At 36.9% G+C, this 17823-nt stretch carries 19 protein-coding genes and 2 other annotated features (1 of these 21 only partly in view); of the genes, 3 read left to right on the forward strand and 16 right to left on the reverse strand.

Going from position 1 to position 17823, the window contains the following annotated elements; all coding sequences use genetic code 11:
• Positions 1-293: 293 nt before the first annotated feature.
• From AB3M96_RS21090 to zapA, 5 genes are all read right to left on the reverse strand, one after another.
• On the reverse strand, positions 294-713 hold the full coding sequence (locus tag AB3M96_RS21090; protein WP_412969586.1) for a DUF350 domain-containing protein: 420 nt from the start codon (positions 711-713) through the stop codon (positions 294-296).
• A gap of 38 nt (positions 714-751) precedes the next feature.
• On the reverse strand, positions 752-3109 hold the full coding sequence (locus tag AB3M96_RS21095; RefSeq protein ID WP_412969587.1) for an endonuclease MutS2: 2358 nt from the start codon (positions 3107-3109) through the stop codon (positions 752-754).
• Between the two features lie 35 nt (positions 3110-3144).
• Entirely contained in the window at positions 3145-4863 is a 1719-nt protein-coding gene (polX, locus tag AB3M96_RS21100) for a DNA polymerase/3'-5' exonuclease PolX (protein ID WP_412969588.1), read from the reverse strand.
• Positions 4864-5102: 239 nt separating this feature from the next.
• Complete coding sequence (locus AB3M96_RS21105; protein ID WP_412969634.1) at positions 5103-5630, reverse strand: CvpA family protein; 528 nt, start codon at positions 5628-5630, stop codon at positions 5103-5105.
• 5 nt (positions 5631-5635) lie between these two features.
• Positions 5636-5905, reverse strand: coding sequence for a cell division protein ZapA (gene zapA / locus AB3M96_RS21110; RefSeq protein WP_412969589.1), 270 nt, complete (start codon positions 5903-5905; stop codon positions 5636-5638).
• 145 nt (positions 5906-6050) lie between these two features.
• Here zapA and rnhC point away from each other — a divergent pair, with 145 nt between their 5' ends.
• Positions 6051-6989, forward strand: coding sequence for a ribonuclease HIII (gene rnhC, locus AB3M96_RS21115; RefSeq protein ID WP_412969590.1), 939 nt, complete (start codon positions 6051-6053; stop codon positions 6987-6989).
• A 206-nt stretch (positions 6990-7195) separates the two neighbouring features.
• On the opposite strand, the gene pheT is transcribed toward rnhC, so the two are convergent.
• The 4 genes from pheT to AB3M96_RS21135 all read right to left on the reverse strand — a co-directional run bounded on the left by pheT (position 7196) and on the right by AB3M96_RS21135 (position 12494).
• The gene (gene pheT / locus AB3M96_RS21120; RefSeq protein ID WP_412969591.1) at positions 7196-9610 is read right to left on the reverse strand and encodes a phenylalanine--tRNA ligase subunit beta; all 2415 of its coding nucleotides are present in this window, start codon (positions 9608-9610) and stop codon (positions 7196-7198) included.
• Between the two features lie 15 nt (positions 9611-9625).
• Complete coding sequence (gene pheS / locus AB3M96_RS21125) at positions 9626-10660, reverse strand: phenylalanine--tRNA ligase subunit alpha (RefSeq protein ID WP_412969592.1); 1035 nt, start codon at positions 10658-10660, stop codon at positions 9626-9628.
• Between the two features lie 45 nt (positions 10661-10705).
• Positions 10706-10941: a binding site (T-box leader), on the reverse strand.
• A gap of 80 nt (positions 10942-11021) precedes the next feature.
• The gene (locus tag AB3M96_RS21130; protein WP_412969635.1) at positions 11022-11726 is read right to left on the reverse strand and encodes a YwaF family protein; all 705 of its coding nucleotides are present in this window, start codon (positions 11724-11726) and stop codon (positions 11022-11024) included.
• A gap of 15 nt (positions 11727-11741) precedes the next feature.
• The gene (locus AB3M96_RS21135) at positions 11742-12494 is read right to left on the reverse strand and encodes a TrmH family RNA methyltransferase (RefSeq protein WP_412969593.1); all 753 of its coding nucleotides are present in this window, start codon (positions 12492-12494) and stop codon (positions 11742-11744) included.
• 121 nt (positions 12495-12615) lie between these two features.
• On the opposite strand from AB3M96_RS21135, the gene sspI reads away from it, so the two are divergent.
• Entirely contained in the window at positions 12616-12825 is a 210-nt protein-coding gene (gene sspI, locus AB3M96_RS21140; protein ID WP_412969594.1) for a small acid-soluble spore protein SspI, read from the forward strand.
• Positions 12826-13302: 477 nt separating this feature from the next.
• Here the strand turns inward: sspI and AB3M96_RS21145 are convergent, their stop codons facing one another.
• Positions 13303-14388, reverse strand: coding sequence for a M42 family metallopeptidase (locus AB3M96_RS21145; RefSeq protein WP_412969595.1), 1086 nt, complete (start codon positions 14386-14388; stop codon positions 13303-13305).
• Positions 14389-14511: 123 nt separating this feature from the next.
• Complete coding sequence (dut, locus tag AB3M96_RS21150; protein ID WP_412969596.1) at positions 14512-14949, reverse strand: dUTP diphosphatase; 438 nt, start codon at positions 14947-14949, stop codon at positions 14512-14514.
• Positions 14950-15066: 117 nt separating this feature from the next.
• Between dut and AB3M96_RS21155 the strand changes: the two genes are divergently transcribed.
• The gene (locus tag AB3M96_RS21155) at positions 15067-15465 is read left to right on the forward strand and encodes a sigma-w pathway protein ysdB (protein ID WP_412969597.1); all 399 of its coding nucleotides are present in this window, start codon (positions 15067-15069) and stop codon (positions 15463-15465) included.
• 35 nt (positions 15466-15500) lie between these two features.
• Here the strand turns inward: AB3M96_RS21155 and AB3M96_RS21160 are convergent, their stop codons facing one another.
• From AB3M96_RS21160 to infC, 5 genes are all read right to left on the reverse strand, one after another.
• The gene (locus AB3M96_RS21160; protein WP_412969598.1) at positions 15501-16127 is read right to left on the reverse strand and encodes a TVP38/TMEM64 family protein; all 627 of its coding nucleotides are present in this window, start codon (positions 16125-16127) and stop codon (positions 15501-15503) included.
• A 57-nt stretch (positions 16128-16184) separates the two neighbouring features.
• Complete coding sequence (locus AB3M96_RS21165; protein ID WP_412969599.1) at positions 16185-16454, reverse strand: DUF1294 domain-containing protein; 270 nt, start codon at positions 16452-16454, stop codon at positions 16185-16187.
• A gap of 76 nt (positions 16455-16530) precedes the next feature.
• Positions 16531-16887, reverse strand: a complete 357-nt coding sequence (gene rplT / locus AB3M96_RS21170) for a 50S ribosomal protein L20 (protein ID WP_412969600.1) — start codon at positions 16885-16887, stop codon at positions 16531-16533.
• A 35-nt stretch (positions 16888-16922) separates the two neighbouring features.
• Entirely contained in the window at positions 16923-17123 is a 201-nt protein-coding gene (gene rpmI, locus AB3M96_RS21175) for a 50S ribosomal protein L35 (protein ID WP_057999468.1), read from the reverse strand.
• Positions 17124-17143: 20 nt separating this feature from the next.
• On the reverse strand, positions 17144-17662 hold the full coding sequence (gene infC / locus AB3M96_RS21180) for a translation initiation factor IF-3 (protein WP_412969636.1): 519 nt from the start codon (positions 17660-17662) through the stop codon (positions 17144-17146).
• Between the two features lie 67 nt (positions 17663-17729).
• Positions 17730-17823 (reverse strand) — a sequence feature (ribosomal protein L20 leader region) (it continues 44 nt past the right edge of the window).

The following is a 17823-nucleotide window of genomic DNA, read 5'->3' on the forward strand; positions in this document are numbered from 1 at the left end:
TAAAGAAAAACAAAGAAATACTAAGAAATCTGTAGGTTTCGTGAGGGAGGCTCACGGTCCGCCCGCGGAAAGCGAGTTCCAGGAGCGGAAATCACCATACATTGTAATAGCGCCTCTCTAATAAGAACATTCACCATCTATTTGAATAATGGTTAATAAAAAAAGCTGATATAGTCAATCCTATACCAGCCTTTACACTCTATAATTATTTACACAAAAAACATTAAATAGATAACACCTACGAGTACAAATAATCCACTTACGACAATTAATATCTTAGCTAGCCTTTCCATCTAAAAACCACCTACTCCAATTCCCGCTCCTATTACATAGGAAAGCCCTATTGAAATAACGAGTGAAATAAACCCTACTGCACGATTATCCTGTTGTATTTCCACATCGATATTAAATTTAGGTGTTAAAAATTCGAAAATAAAATAACCGATTAGTAATAAAAGAAATCCAAACATTCCCCAAGCTATCATCACAAATAAAGAATCATGATTTTGAATGGAAAATCGAAATATATTTGCAATCCCGAAAAGTTTTCCTCCTGTTGCCATTGCAACTGACAGGTTTCCGTTTTGAATTTCTTCCCAGTTTTTATATTTAGTAACGAGTTCAAAGATCGCCATAAATAAAACCATACATAATATGACTACACTATAATTTGCAGCTGTAAAAACATATTCATTATCCCAAAATTCATTCATTGCATTCTCTCCCTATAGAGATCACTTTTTCAATCTATTTATTTAAGTTCTACAACTGTAACACCAGTGCCACCTTCACCTGCTTCACCAAATCTGGCAGATTTAACAGAACGGTGGTTTTTTAGGTATTCCTGTACGCCTTGGCGAAGTGCCCCTGTTCCTTTTCCATGAATTATTGAAACTCTTGGATACCCAGCTAACAGTGCATCATCGATGTATTTTTCAACCCTGGATAATGCATTTTCAAATCGTTCTCCGCGTAAATCAAGTTCGAGACTTACGTGGAAGTCCTTACCTCTGACTGTAGCTAATGGTCGTGTTTCAACAGGCTTTGGACTGCCTACATATTCAAGGTCTGACTCTTTAACCTTCATTTTCAATATACCAATTTGAACCTGCCATTCATTATTTGATACTTTATCAACTAAATGCCCTTTTTGGTTAAGGCTGATGACCTTTACTTCATCACCAGGAGACAGTTTTCTCTTTGCCTTTTCTAACACTGGTTTCTTCTTAGTTTTTGTAAGAACTGGAGCTGCCTCTTCTAATCGTTTTCTTGCATCAATCAATTGGTGTTCCTTAATAGTTGATTGTTGCTCAAGCTGCATTTTACGTAGCTCTTTTATTACTTCTTCTGCTTCAGCAGTTGCCCTTTTTATTGTGTCAGCAGCCTTTTGTTCTGCTTTTTCAAAAAGCTTATCACGCTGCTCATTAAACTCAATAATTTGCTCCTGCAGTTGTTTATGTAGCTTTTCAGCATCTCTACGTATTTGCTCTGCTTCTTCTAAGTCGTAATCTGCTTCTTTTTTACTTTTCTCAAGAGAGGCAATCATGTTTTCCACAGTATTTGTTTCTGAACTAATATGATTTCTTGCGACATTGATAATATGTTCTGAAAGACCTAAGCGCTTAGAAATTTCAAATGCATTGCTTCGTCCAGGTACACCGATAAGAAGCTTATATGTTGGGCTTAGTGTTTCAACATTAAATTCAACACTTGCATTTATAACACCTTCACGGTTATAGCCGTATGCTTTTAACTCGGGATAATGTGTGGTGGCAATAACCCGAGCACCTCTGCTGTATACCTCATCTAAAATTGATATTGCAAGAGCTGCTCCTTCCTGCGGATCAGTTCCTGCCCCTAATTCATCAAATAAAACTAAGCTATTATAGTCCACCTTTTGTAAAATATCGACAATATTAACCATATGAGATGAGAAAGTACTTAGACTTTGTTCAATTGACTGTTCATCACCAATATCAGCATATACAGATCCAAATACGGCAATCTCTGATCCATCTTGCGCAGGAATCTGAAGTCCTGATTGAGCCATGATTGTCAGCAGACCGATTGTTTTTAAAGCTACTGTTTTACCACCTGTATTAGGACCAGTTATTACGATAGAAGTGTATTCCTTACCAATTTCAATGTCATTTGGCACAACTTCTTCCGGGTTAATGAGTGGATGTCTACCTTTCTTAATTAACACATATCCGTCGCCATTAACCTTAGGTTTTGTACCTTTTACACGTTGACTATATCCTGCTTTGGTAAATAGAAAATCCAGCTCTGCGAGTGACTCAACATTAAGGTAAAGTCCTTCAGCTTCTTCAGCAACTTCATTTGAAAGTTCGTGTAGAATCCGGTCAATTTCTTGTTTTTCCCTTACTCTTGCCTCTTGCAAAACGTTGTTTAATTCAACAACTGATTGAGGCTCAATAAACAATGTTGCACCAGAGGACGATTGATCATGTACAATTCCACCATATGTGCTCCTGTATTCCTGTTTTACTGGAATTACATAACGATCATTACGAATAGTAATAAGAGCATCTGACAGTGTTTTTTGTGCAGAAGAAGAACGTATTATTTGTTCTAGCTTTTCTCGAATTCGTGATTCACTCGTTCTAAGTTGCTGTCTGATGGAGCGCAGTTTATCACTCGCACCATCCATAACACCACCGTGGTCATCAATACAATTTTTAATGCTTTGTTCTAGCTCATGTAGAGGCGTGATAGAAGCAACCAACTCTCCTAAAATAGGTAAAGCAATATCATCTTCAATCATAGTCTCTATAAACTTTTTCATTTGTTTTCCCGCATAAATTGTGCCGGCAACATCTAGCAATTCCATTGTATTTAAAGCTCCACCAATACTCGCACGTTTAATGGATGCTCTAATATCAGTTAATCCCCCAAGAGGTACATTACCTTTTAAGCGTAATACTTTTGATGCTTCATCTGTTTGTTCTTGTAAAAACACTACCTCTTCAACACTAGTTGAAGGTATCATTTTATCTACTTTTTCTCTTCCTAAGGAAGATGAAACATGCTTTTTTAATTGTTCTTTTACTTTATCAAACTCTAGTACCTTTAATACTCGTGGTTGCATGTTGTAACTCCCTTCTACTACCAACCATCTTACTTTTACATATTTCGTTTTAAATAAGCTAGTAGTTTATCTTTATCCCACGTATTTATGACACTTTCTTTTTTTATCCAGCCCTTTACTGCTGCAGAAATACCATATGGCATATCCTCTAACATATCCATATTATGCGCATCCGTATTAATTACTAATTTCACTCCAGCATCCTGGGCTTTTCTAATATATTCTGATGAAAGATCAAGTCTGTTTAAGTTAGCATTTAACTCAAGAGCAGTGTTAGTTTCTTTTGCTAATTCAATCAACATATCAATATCGACGTCATACCCTTTGCGTTTGCCGAGTATTCTACCTGTAGGATGTGCAATAATATCAACATGTAAATTTTCCAATGCCGTTTTTAATCGGTGCATAATCTTTTCACGAGGCTGTGAAAAACTAGAATGGATTGACGCTATAACAACGTCTACATTTCGGATAATCTCATCATCATAGTCAAGTGACCCATCTGGGAGAATATCCATCTCAACACCTGTAAAAATCGTAAAATCATCATATTTTTCGTTTAATCTCTTAATTTCTTCATGCTGCTGAAGTAACCGTTCTGGCGTCAGTCCATTTGCTACTCTCAGATATTGAGAGTGATCTGTAATTGCTATGTAATGGTAGCCTTTTTTTCTACATGCTTCAACCATTTCTTCAAGTGTGTATGCTCCGTCACTCCAAGATGTGTGCATGTGAAGGTCACCTTTTACATCTTCAAGCTTAATATATTCTATTTCCTTTTTAAACTCATCTACTTCAGTTCCGTCTTCACGCAGCTCTGGTGGAATAAAAGCTAAATCAAAATAGTAATAGAACTCTTCTTCAGTCTCAAACGTCTTGATTTCACCCGTCTCACTGTTTTCAACGCCGTATTCACTTATTTTTTCAAAGCGTTCCTTTGCTAGTTGACGCATTCTAACATTGTGGTCTTTACTCCCTGTAAAGTGATGGAGAGTTGTAGCAAACTCATGAGGCTTTACTAGACGGAAATCAACCGATATTTCATAATAATACGCAATTTGTACAGAAACCTTCGTATCACCGCTTGCAATAACACCTGAAATATTTTTCAGTTGTAAAAGTTGTTCTCGAACTACTTCTGGTTCATTTGTTGCAATAATAAAATCTAAATCCTTTATCGTTTCTCTCATTCTTCGTAAACTTCCTGCACGAGAATATTTTTCGATGCCTTCCATTGTTTTTAAAGCTTCCTCAATTTCCTCTGCAAGTGCCAGCATTAGTGCAATTGGTAGCCGATCTGGTCTTTTTCCAAATTCCTCAATAGCAGCAAGAATTTTTTCTTCAGACTTCTTCCCAAACCCTGCTAAGCCCTGGATTTTTTCATTTTCACAAGCCTGCCTTAGCATTTCCATATCTTCAATACCTAGTTCTTGATATAGCTTGGCTATTTTTTTGCCACCAAGACCAGGAAGGTTTAATAACGGAATCAATCCTTCAGGTACTTCTTGCTTCAATTGCTGTAAAACACCAGATTCGCCAGTTTCAATATATTCTACAATTACAGAGGCTGTGCCCTTACCGATACCAGACAATGACGTAAAATCATCAATAGTTGCTAAGCTTCGGTCATCATTTTCAAGGGCTGCTGCAGCTTTTCGAAAAGCTGATATTTTAAAAGGATTATCACCTTTTAACTCCATATAAATTGCAATGGTTTCTAACAATGAAATTACATCTTTTTTATTAATACTCATTTGATATACACCTACCTATACTTCCATACGATTAACTACTGAAAATGATACATATTTTTTAGGAAAAAGTACACTTTTTATAAAAAGCAAACGCACCTTGATAAAGGTTCTCGACTAAGTAGCACCACGTCCTGTTACGAACGACGTCAGCACATCCTCGAAAAAAGTCCTAGGCTAGGTGCTGGAGCTAGATTAGAAAGAAAAAAAATAACTTCTCTACATGAGAGAAGTTCCTTTTGTTATATCACCATATCCTTAATTTTCCCAGAAAAAATAGGAGTATGTTGGACAATCATTTTTGCCATGAAAGAATCATTTATATGTGCCTGAACTAATTCTACTGGAACTAGAGCCCCAATATAAAGCACGATAAAGACAATTAAATAGACTTCAATAAAACCTAGTAAACCGCCACCTAGTCCATTTATTTGTTTTAAGATTGGAAGATTTGCTAGGAAATCAAGCATGGAACCTACGATTTGCATTGTAAATTTTGTAGCAAAAAAGATTATAGCAAATGCGATAGCACGATAATAAGCGGTTTCTAAGTTTGTACTTTCAAATAAGAACTTCATAGTTTCTGCTTCACCAAAGGTTGGATATGGAATCCATAATATTAACTTTGGAGTTAGTTCATCATAATATAGATATGCAACGATAAAGGCGACAATAAAACCAGTAAGATGAACGATTTGTAAAATAAAACCCCTTTTTATACCTATAATAAAACCTAATAATAAAATTATTATCAAGATTAAATCGAACATTTCACTCATTCCTTTTCATTCTGTACTTGCTCTAATTGCTTAATGAGCTCTTCATTTTCTTCTTTTAGCTTTAAGTATTCATGAACAACATTTACAGCAGTTAAAACTGCAAGTTTATTAATATCAAGAGATGAATTTTTACTACTAATTTCTCTCATTTTATCATCAACGATTGAGGCCACAAGGCGAATATGACTTGTGCTCTCAGACCCTATTATTGAGTATTGCTGTCCATAGATATCTACGGTTGTACGTGTTTTTTGTGGCTGTGACAAGTATTTGGCCTCCATTCTAGACAATCCTACACATAATAATACCATGAACACGATAAATATGGAAAGAAATCTCAACAACAGTTATGATGGAAACAGAAGAATTTTATCCAACCATGTCAAAAAATAGTAAATAGGGGTTGTTAGTTTGTCTAATACTGTCTTGAAATGTACTCCAAAGACTATCGAAAATATGAAGTCACATTACAAAGACTATCTATCAGAAAAAATACCTCAGGGTGGAGTATTCGTTGCAAAGCTTCCTTCATGTGCAATAACGGGATATAAATCTGGTAAGGTATTGTTTCAAGGGGGAGATGCTGCTAAAGAGGCAGCAAAGTGGGGAAACTCTGAGACTCCAAATTCTGCTCAAAAAAAACAAACCAGTGGGAGTTCTAAGTCATCAACTCTCCCACCAAATATAGCATCCTTATCTTTAATTGGTTCTGATGAAGTAGGTACAGGGGACTATTTCGGTCCAATGACCGTTGTTGCAGCTTATGCGTCAAAGGAGAACCATCCACTTTTGAAAGAATTAGGTGTTAAAGATTCAAAGGACTTAAATGATAAACAAATTTGTGAGATTGCTGAATCTATAATCCATGTTATACCTTACAGTTTATTAGTTCTCCATAATGAGAAGTATAACGAAATGCAAGCAAAAGGAATGACACAGGGTAAGATGAAGGCTTTACTACATAACAAAGCAATTGGGCATGTTTTACGAAAAATTGCACCACAAGTACCAGATGGCGTTTTGATTGATCAATTTGCAGAACCAGCAGTTTATTTCCGCCATTTAAAAGGTCAAAAAGACATTATCCAAGAAAATGTGTATTTTAGTACAAAAGCTGAAGGTGTCCATCTTTCAGTAGCGGCTGCGTCTATTATTGCGAGATATTCCTTTATAAAGGAATTTGATAAATTAAGTAAACAAGCTGGCCTCGAACTAAAAAAGGGTGCAGGTGCACAGGTAGACAAAGTAGCCGCACAGCTAATAAAAAAACATGGTGTACAGGCTTTGGGGCAGTACACGAAGGTCCATTTTGCAAATACGGAGAAGGCTAAAAGAATAGCAAGAGTATAAGAGAGTAGGTGGCAGAAGGGGATCTTTTGTCACCTTTTTTTTGAGCTGGGAAAATCGAGATGATACTTGACCTTGCATACCCTCGGTCTGCTTTTTTCCGTTTCCAAGGGTACGATTCCGCCTTAAATCAGTTGGGGCAACACCAGTCCCCGTAATCATAAATTACATAAAAAAAGAAGTGAATCCAAAGATTCACTCCTCACACTTTATGAACGCAGAGTTGCATTAAATTTCTCTGCAACTGCTTGTAATACTTTATCGTGAACTTTTGTTACTTCTTCCTCGGTTAGGGTACGCTCTGAATCAAAGTAACGAATTGAGTATGCAACAGACTTTTTACCAGGTTCCATACGCTCACCTTCATACAGGTCAAAGATAGAAACATCTCGAAGTAATTTCCCACCTGCTTCAACAATAACCTGCTTCATATCTCCAGCGGCAACAGTCTTATCAACTACTAGAGCAATATCACGAGTCATTGAAGGATATTTTGGAATTGGCTGATATCGAATCTCCTCAACACTTGCATTCAACACATCTACTAGTGACAATTCAAATACAAATGTATCTGTTAAATCAAGTTCCTTTTGGACAGTAGGATGAACCTGACCAATAAAGCCGATTTCTTTATTATCTAGGATGATTGTCGCTGTACGTCCTGGATGCATCCCTTCTACCCTTGCTTGCAGGAACGAAGTGCGAGTTTCAAGACCAAGTTGTTCAAAGAGGCCTTCTAAAATGCCTTTCAACACATAGAAATCAACAGTCTTTTTCTCACCTTGCCAAGTTGAAGCTAACCATAAACCTGTTACTGCAGCAGCTAGATGCTCCTTCTCTGCAGGTAACTCACTATTTGGTTGTGATAAGAATACAGAGCCCACTTCATAGGTTGCAACACTATCAATTTGCCTTGCAAGATTATGGCTAACTACCTCAAGTAAATGCGGGATGATGCTTAGACGCAGTTGACTGCGTTCTTCACTCATCGGCATCGCTAATTGAATTGGTTCACCTTGTTCAAGCGCATATTGTTTAACCTTTTCTGCGCTAGTTAAAGAGTAAGTGACACTTTGGTAGAGACCAGCTCCCTCAAGATATCTTCTTACTAAACGGCGCTTAGCCTGATAATCACTTAGCTTACCTGGGTGAGACTCACCAACAGGTAACGTCATTGGAAGTTCATCGTATCCATATAAACGAGCTACTTCTTCAATTAAGTCTTCTTCAATCGTAATATCTCCACGACGTGTAGGCACGACCACATTAAAAGTATCATTATCTACATCAAACCCAAATTTAAGATTTGTAAATATTGATGTAACCTGATCTTTTGTAATCTCAGTACCTAATACTTTATTAATTCTATCTAACGTAATTGATACTTTTGCTGGCTCATTTTTATACGTATCAACAACCACTACACCTTCTAAGACAGTTCCACCTGCTAGTTCAGCCATTAATGCTGCAGCACGGTCAGCAGCGTCTCTTGTGCGGTTCGGGTCAATTCCTTTTTCGTATCGAGCACTTGCTTCACTTCGTAGCCCGTGGTCTTTAGACGATTTGCGAATTGTAGCACCTGTGAAGTAAGCTGACTCAATTAATACTGTTGTTGTATCATTGACAACCTCTGAATTTGCACCACCCATTACACCCGCTAGAGCTACTGGTTCTGTACCATTTGTAATGACAAGGTGGTCAGAAGTTAATGTGCGTTCAGCATCATCTAAAGTTGTAATTTTTTCACCGTCTTTTGCACGTCGAACCAAAATTTCCTTAGAGCCAAGACGATCATAGTCAAATGCATGCAGTGGTTGGCCGTATTCTAATAAAATGTAGTTCGTAATATCAACAACATTATTATGTGGACGAATACCTGCGGCCATTAAACGTGTTTGTAACCATAGTGGTGATGGTCCAATTTTAACGTCCTTCACAACTCTAGCTACATATAGCGGATTGTCTTCACTAGCTTCGACTGATACTGAAATATAATCTGATGCCTTTTCAGAATCCGTAGATACCTTTGGATCCGGTAGCTTAACATCTTTTCCTAAAATTGCAGCAACCTCGTAAGCAACGCCCAGCATACTAAGGCAATCTGCACGGTTTGGTGTTAATCCAAGCTCTAGAACTTCATCATCAAGATTTAATTGTTGAAGAGCATCAGTACCTGGCTCAACATCATGAGGAAATACAAAAATACCTTCTGCATATTCCTTTGAAACTAGCTTAGATTCAATGCCAAGTTCTTGGAGTGAACAAATCATTCCATTTGATTCTTCGCCACGTAATTTAGCCTTTTTAATTTTAAAGTTTCCTGGGAGAACAGCTCCAACTTTTGCAACTACTACCTTTTGTCCTTTAGCAACATTCGGTGCTCCACAAATAATTTGAACTGGTTCAGCTTCACCAAGGTCTACTAAACACTTGTTAAGCTTGTCCGCATTAGGATGTTGTTCACATTCTAGGACATGCCCAACCACGATGCCACTAATGCCTTCACCTAAGACATCAACACCTTCTACTTCAATCCCGCTTCTTGTAATCTTCTCTGCTAACTCTTCAGCAGATACTCCAGATAAATCTACATAATCCTGTAACCATTTATATGAAACAAACATGTGTATTCTCCCTCCTTAAGCCCGATTAAATTGTTTTAGGAATCTATGATCATTCGTATAGAAGTGACGAATGTCATCAATACCGTATTTAAGCATTGCAATACGTTCTGGGCCCATTCCAAATGCAAAACCAGTATATTTCTTTGAATCAAAGCCAGCCATTTCAAGAACATTTGGATGTACCATTCCTGCTCCTAAAATCTCAATCCAACCTGTTTTTTTACATACATTACAGCCATGTCCACCACACATAAAGCATGAAATATCCATTTCTACTGATGGCTCAGTGAATGGGAAAAAGCTAGGACGCAGACGAATTTCGCGATCTTCACCAAACATTTTTTTCGCAAACGTATCAAGTGTCCCTTTAAGATCACTCATACGTATGTTTTCGTCTACAACTAATCCTTCAATTTGCATAAATTGATGTGAGTGTGTCGCATCATCATTGTCACGACGATATACTTTACCAGGACAAATGATTTTTACTGGTCCTCTTCCTTTGTGCTTTTCCATTGTTCTTGCCTGTACTGGTGACGTATGGGTACGTAGTAAGATTTCTTCAGTAATATAGAATGAATCTTGCATATCACGTGCAGGGTGACCTTTTGGTAAATTTAACGCCTCAAAGTTGTAATAATCCTTTTCAACCTCTGGTCCTTCAGCGATTGAATATCCCATTCCTAAGAATAAATCCTCAATCTCTTCAATTACCGATGTTAATGGGTGATGGCCCCCCACTTTTATTGGTCTACCAGGTAATGTTACATCGATTGTTTCGGAGGCTAATCTTTTTTCGACTTCTTCTTTTTCAAGCAATGCTTGTTTTGCAGTTAATTTTTCAGTGATTTGCTCACGTACCACATTTACAAGAGCACCCATTTTTGGACGTTCTTCAGCAGAAAGCTTACCCATTCCACGTAATACTTCTGTAATTGGTCCTTTTTTACCTAAATAGGCAACACGAATGTCGTTAAGTTCTTTTAGGTTAGTAGCAGCCTCAATTTTAGCTAAAGCCTCAGTTTGAAGTTCATTTAATCGTTCTTGCATAACTTTTCCTCCTTTAATAGACAAAATAAAAAACCTCAATCCCAAAAAAGGGACGAGGTTTATATTCGCGGTACCACCCTTGTTAACAATTACAACATAGCTAATTGTTCACTTCATTACGATAACGGCATCTGCCGGTACACCTTTACGTTACTTCTAACGGTCCAAGTGCCAACTCGAGAGGTGAATTCACTTTCGTCTGCTATAAAAATGCTTTCAGTCTCGGCATTTTCTCCCTGAATAGTGATTAAAAAGCTACTCTTCTCTTTCATCGTTGTTTACATATGTAGTTGTTTTGAACTTAATCAAATCGATATAAATTATATTATACGTATTCTACATTTGCAAATCAAACCCAATTTTAATTTCTTTTTCTCAAAAAAGGGATGTACAAAATAAAAAACATAACCAATGCAACAATTTCTAACGATAGTATATACCAAGGATACGGACCTAGTAGGTCAATTAAGCTTGGGTTACTCGGTTTCCTAGCTAAAAACATATAGTTACCACCAGTTACTTTGTTTGCAAAGTAGACAATTACAGCAATTACATTCAAAGCTGCAAATGCCTTCCATACGGATGTAATTGTCGGTCTACAATTTTCATACCAAAGCATATACAAGCTTGCTAGAATGATGGCTATATGAGCCAGAAAGAAATGAAAGTATCGGTAATGTGGAAAATCATAGGCTAACTCAGGTGTTAACATTGCTTGCAAGGCTCCACCAATACCTAAAAAATACGTAATTTCAAATAAAAAAGTATTTCGTGATAAAAGCATGATGACACTTAACAATAGCGAGATGGAGCATAATTGAAAAGGAAGTGAATCTACCGGATTCCAAACCCCAGTGTATACATACCACACATAAAGAGAGAGCTCACTCCCCAATAAGAAAAAAGCTAATGTATACCGAATTGCCGACTTTCCTTTTGATATCTTTTTCCTAAACATAAACAACAGAAACCCAGATAGCAGTAATAATCCAACCATTACAGCATGTGATAAAGATAACCATTGAAATGGATCCCCAATTACTGACCTACCGAAAAAGTCGCTAATTTTACTCCCCCCTTACTATCGTAAATGATAAAGTAAGATCCCTGCTGCCACTGCTACATTTAACGATTCACTTTTTCCATATATAGGTATATACAGGTTTTGATTAGTCATTTCTAGAAGACTAGAATTAACTCCTTTTCCCTCATTTCCAACAATTAAGGCAAATGAATCAGTTATTTCTGCTTCTTTATAGTTAATCGCATTTTTTAAAGACGTTCCGAATATTTTTATTCCATTTTTCTTGAGCTGTTCAATCGTTTCGGATAAGTTCCCTTTTATTATAGGTATATGAAAAATGGAACCTTGCGTTGAACGAATTACTTTAGAATTGTATACATCTACGCTTCCTTCACCTATAATTACTGCGTCAATCCCAACTGCATCTGCCGTACGAATCATCGTTCCCACATTTCCCGGGTCTTGCACAGCATCTAGTAAAAGGAATTTTGAGAATGATACAATGTTATTAATAGTTGAATACTGCTCACAAACAGCAGCTACTCCCTGAGAGGTCTCAGTATCACTAATTTCCTTCATAATTTGATCTGTAACTACTGTAATAGAAAGATTATCTAAGTTCCAGTTTGCCGGAAGATCAATTCCCTCGCTAATTATTAATTCCCGTACTACGGCTTTATTTTTCAAAGCTTCCTCTACTAAATGAAAGCCTTCAATAATATACGTGCCTGTAAGATCACGTTCTTTTTTTGTATGTAGCTTTTTCCATTGCTTTATTTGGGGATTCTTAATTGACTCTATTCGTTTCAAGTTATGAAAACTCCTTTATACACATTCTTTTTTCCATTATATCCTATGGTGGATACATAATAAAACGCTAAACAGTGCAATATAGTAACTGAAAAGATACATAGGAAAGGTGTGTTTTCAGTTGAATTTAAATTTACGTAATGCAGTTATTCACAATGTAACCGGGAATAGCCAAGCTGAATTAGAGGATACAATTGTAGATGCAATTCAAAGTGGGGAAGAAAAGATGCTTCCTGGATTAGGTGTACTATTTGAAGTAATTTGGCAACATGCCAGTCAAGAAGAAAAACAAGAAATGCTTACTACGTTAGAGCAAGGACTTAAAAAGTAATAGCAAAGCCGATGAACGAACATTCATCGGCTTTTTTCTTTTAGTATAAGAAAGTATAATATTTTTCTGTGTCTAGATCCAGCGCCTAGCCAGTTTTCCTACCAGAATAAGCTTCTTAGAGTATCTTGCGCAAAAGCTTTGCTTTTAAGCAGCTCGAGGTCGCTTCACCCTTCCTGCGGCGGCAACACTAAGGAATGCTTCGTGAGGTTAATCCTCGAAGGAAAAAAGCTTTGCTTTTTTTCGAGCCTCCTCACTGAAATGCTGAAGCGGCTTGGTCAGAAACGAGAAAATTGGAGACTCCGACAAAAGAGGCGTCTTTTGCCTCTGACGGAGGAGTTGAAATTTCTCGAGTTTCTAGCCGCAGAAGCTGGACAAGTCAGGGTTCCGACGCACAGGATGTGCTAGTGCCGACGTCGCCACAGGACGTGGCGGCTTTTAGTCGAAGTTCCTTTTTTCAAGGCGCTTGCGCATTTCTTATTAGTCAAATTTAATATTGTTTACTGTTTCTCTATCAAGACGCTTAATAACTTCTGCTATTAATTTCACTGCATTTTCATAGTCATCGCGGTGAAGAATTCCTGCATGTGAGTGAATGTATCTTGTTGCAATTGTAATTGCTAAAGCAGGTACACCTTCAAATGTAACATGAATAGCTCCAGCATCTGTTCCCCCACCAGAAATAGCATCAAACTGATAAGGAATATTTAATTCATCCGCAACACCGACAACAAAGTCACGTAAGCCTTTGTGTGAAACCATAGAAGCATCATAAAGGATAATTTGTGGACCTTCACCCATTTTGCTTAGTGCTTCTTTTTCAGTAATACCAGGAGTATCACCAGCAATGCCAACATCAACTGCAATCGCAATATCAGGCTTAATCATGTTTGCAGATGTTTTAGCACCACGTAGTCCAACTTCTTCTTGAACGGAACCTACACCATATACTACATTTGGATGCTCAGCATCTTTTAATTGCTTTAATACATCAATTGCAATTGCACAGCCGATTCGGTTATCCCATGCTTTTGCTAGTAACATTTTCTCATTGTTCATTACTGTAAATTCAAAATAAGGTACCACTTGGTCCCCAGGTTTCACACCAAATTCAAGAGCTTCCTCTCGGCTAGAAGCACCGATATCAATAAACATATCTTTAATTTCTACTGGTTTTTTACGTGCTTCAGCTGTTAGGATATGTGGTGGTTTTGAACCAATTACTCCGGTAACATCACCTTTACTAGTTACAACTGTTACTCGTTGTGCAAGCATAACCTGTGACCACCAGCCACCAACGGTTTGGAAACGTAAAAACCCTTTGTCATCGATCTGTGTAACCATGAAACCTACTTCGTCAAGGTGCCCAGAGACCATGATTTTTGGTCCATCAGCATTTCCCACCTTTTTCGCAACTAAACTTCCAAGTCCATCTGTTGAAACTTCATCTGAATATGGGGTTATGTATTTCTTCATTACTTCACGAGGCTCACGCTCATTACCAGGTATCCCCTTTGCATCTGTTAAATCTTTGAGCATCGTTAATGTTTCATCAAGTTTTGTCATGCATTGACTCCCCTAACATCTTAAATTAACGTAATCTTCTTTATTATACAGAAAATAGACACGATTGAACATGCAATCGTACTCAGTATTTATCATCCACTCATACTCTTTTTCAATACATATTTATTTCATACCTGAGGAGCCAAAACCACCTATACCTCTTTCGGATACTCCAAGCTCATCTACCTCTAGGATATTCACCTTAAAAACAGGAGCTATTACCATTTGGGCAATTCTCATATGTTTTTCCACAAAGAAATCCTCTTTACCATGGTTAATTAAAATAACACCAATTTCGCCTCGATATCCCTCATCAATTGTACCTGGACTATTAAGCACCGTCACTGAATGGCGAAGTGCTAATCCACTTCTCGGTCTAACCTGTGCTTCTGTTCCAGATGGAAGTTCAATGGTAAGTCCTGTTTTTAACAAAGCGGACTCACCTGGTTTAATTATTTTCTCTTCAGCTGAAAAAAGATCTAAGCCTGCATCACCTGGATTGGCTTGATAGGGTAATTTCGCATCCTCATGAAGCAGCTTAATTTTAAGTGTATAAGTCATTTTTACGTCCTCCTTGACATCTACTGAAAAAAATTATAACAAATATATATAAAGTTGAAACCTTTTTGAGATGTAAAACGTATATTAGGCATATTAAGATTTTGGAGGAGTCCCTACATGTTTGTCCTACTGATTCGTTTTGTACTTTTACTATTAATTGCATTAATAATATATCGTATTTTTAAATATGTTCTAAATCCAAAGAGGAAACTCGAACTCGCTCATGAAAAAAAGGAGTTCTACTTTCTTGACGACCATATGAATGTTCATAAAAATTTCTTGCTAACGTATAAAGGAGTACTCTTTGAAGGTGAGAAATATTTAGGAACAACTACTAAGACCTTTGAAGTTGTATCCATTTTTATGTGGTCAAAGAATGAAAGTCTACTTAAGGGATTAGGATATACTGATTTTATGTATATTGAAAGAAGAGTAAGAGAAATATACCCACATGCAAAAATTGACTGGAAAAGCCCAATTAAAGAACTTATTAAAGAAAACAGCCGTGAGAGTTAGCTCTTCCACGGCTGTTTTTTTCTTCGCTTATATTTTTACTGAAAAGACTTACCAGGCTTTGGATTAAAAAATTCATGCCACTTAATAATTACTTGCTTTTCTCTTAAGAGATAAAATAATAGAGTTAATGCAAGAAGAATGGCAAGGATAATCGTTGTAGAAAATTCACGTATGAATTGCCCGAACACCGTAAATAAAAGGGCAACAGGGATATTTGTATAAAAGGATCCCTTTACGTACTGTCTAAAGTTTCTAGTAACATCCATAATACAAAGTGACAACAGATGAAAATTAATAAAAGGAATAAGTCGTAAGATAGCAATTTGACCAATCGTAAAATTAACTCTGTCTCCTAACCACTTTAGTTTCAGTTGGTTAATTTTTTTTGATAAACTAGGTACTTGCCTGTAAAGAAAGTAAAAGACAATACTAAGGAGTGTTAATCCGATAATTGAATAAATCGTTCCAAACACAGAGCCGAATAGAATTCCTCCCACTATACAAATAACAGGTACGGGAATAAAAAAGAATGGCCTAATTAAATGAGCGACGATAAAAATAAGAGGTGCCATTATACCGGTCGACTCAATAAATACAAATAACAATGTCATTGTCTCATCCAATTGTACAAACTCACCTCTTTCTCTAAGATACTCTTTCAAAAACGAAAGTGTTACTTGAGAAGTGCTATTTTAATGCATATACAATCGTACGAGTTGTTATGACATGTTTGATAAAATATATATGTATAGAGTAATTGTTAATACAGAAAGAATCGGTAAAAGAATCGCAAACTGTTTATGCTTTGTTTTATGTCGAAATTGCTTCATCCCAAGTGTTGCCCCAAGAGCACCACCTACTACAGCAACCAACCAAATGTGTTTTTCTGAAACTCTCCATTTATGTTGTTTTGCCCGCTGCTTGTCTGCATACATAATGTAAAATCCATAAATGTTTATAAGTATATAAAGAATGATAATGGCTTCCATGATACCTCCAAATTTAATGATTAAAACAAAAAGGTTATCCCCATTTTACATGAGGATAACCTTTTTAACTACTAAATTATTTTAAGTTGTTTTTTGCTACTGTTGCTAATTCAGCAAATGCTTTTTCATCGCTAACAGCTAGGTCAGCAAGCATTTTGCGGTTTACTTCGATACCAGCAACTTTTAATCCGTGCATTAAACGGCTGTAAGAAAGACCGTTAATACGAGCAGCTGCATTGATACGAGTAATCCAAAGCTTACGGAAGTCGCGCTTCTTTTGGCGACGGTCACGATAAGCATACATTAATGATTTCATTACTTGTTGGTTTGCAACTTTATATAAAGTGTGTTTAGAACCGTAATAACCTTTTGCTAATTTTAATACCTTTTTACGACGTTTGCGTGTAACAGTACCGCCTTTTACTCTTGGCATATTGTTAACCTCCTAAGATCTATTCAATCAACCGATTATTTAATGTTGTCTAACATGTGGCGAATACGCTTGAAATCGCCTTTGCTTACTAGTGTAGCTTTACGCAGCTTACGCTTTTGCTTTTGAGATTTATTTCCGAATAAGTGGCTAGTATATGCGTGTGAACGTTTAAGTTTACCAGATCCAGTTTTCTTAAAACGCTTAGCAGTACCGCGATGTGTTTTCATTTTTGGCATAGGGAGTTCCTCCTCATTTATTACTTTTCAATTTTAGGTGCTAGTACTAAGAACATACTTCTACCATCCATCTTCGGATGGGATTCGACAGTAGCCACCTCAGCACAAGCTGCAGAAAAACGATCTAGAACACGTTGACCGATCTCTTTATGTGTAATCGCACGACCTTTGAAACGGATAGACGCTTTAACTTTGTCACCTTTTTCAAGGAATTTAATTGCGTTACGAAGCTTTGTATTAAAATCATGTTCGTCAATTGTTGGACTAAGTCTAACTTCCTTGACGTTAATAATTTTTTGGTTTTTACGAGCTTCTTTATCTTTTTTCTGTTGCTCAAAACGGAATTTACCGTAGTCCATAATACGACATACAGGTGGTTTCGCATTTGGTGCAACCATTACAAGATCAAGATTTGCTCTTGCAGCAATTTCTAATGCTTCTGTCTTTGATTTGATTCCTAACTGATCGCCATTTGAACCAATTAAACGAACTTCACGAGCACGAATGCCCTCGTTAACCATCATGTCTTTGCTAATAATTAGCCACCTCCAAGGTTTTTTAAAGAATGCCTCGTTTGATAATTCTTACGCATTTTACAGGTTTGAGACAAACAAAAAAGTGTGAATGCTAACACACCCACACTTTTACAATTCATTCATAAAATAAGATTAAATAATGAACGTAAAACCTACCAACTGCA

The organism is Ferdinandcohnia jepli, assembly GCF_047246645.1.
In the GTDB taxonomy this organism is placed as follows: Bacteria; Bacillota; Bacilli; order Bacillales; family Bacillaceae_L; genus Ferdinandcohnia.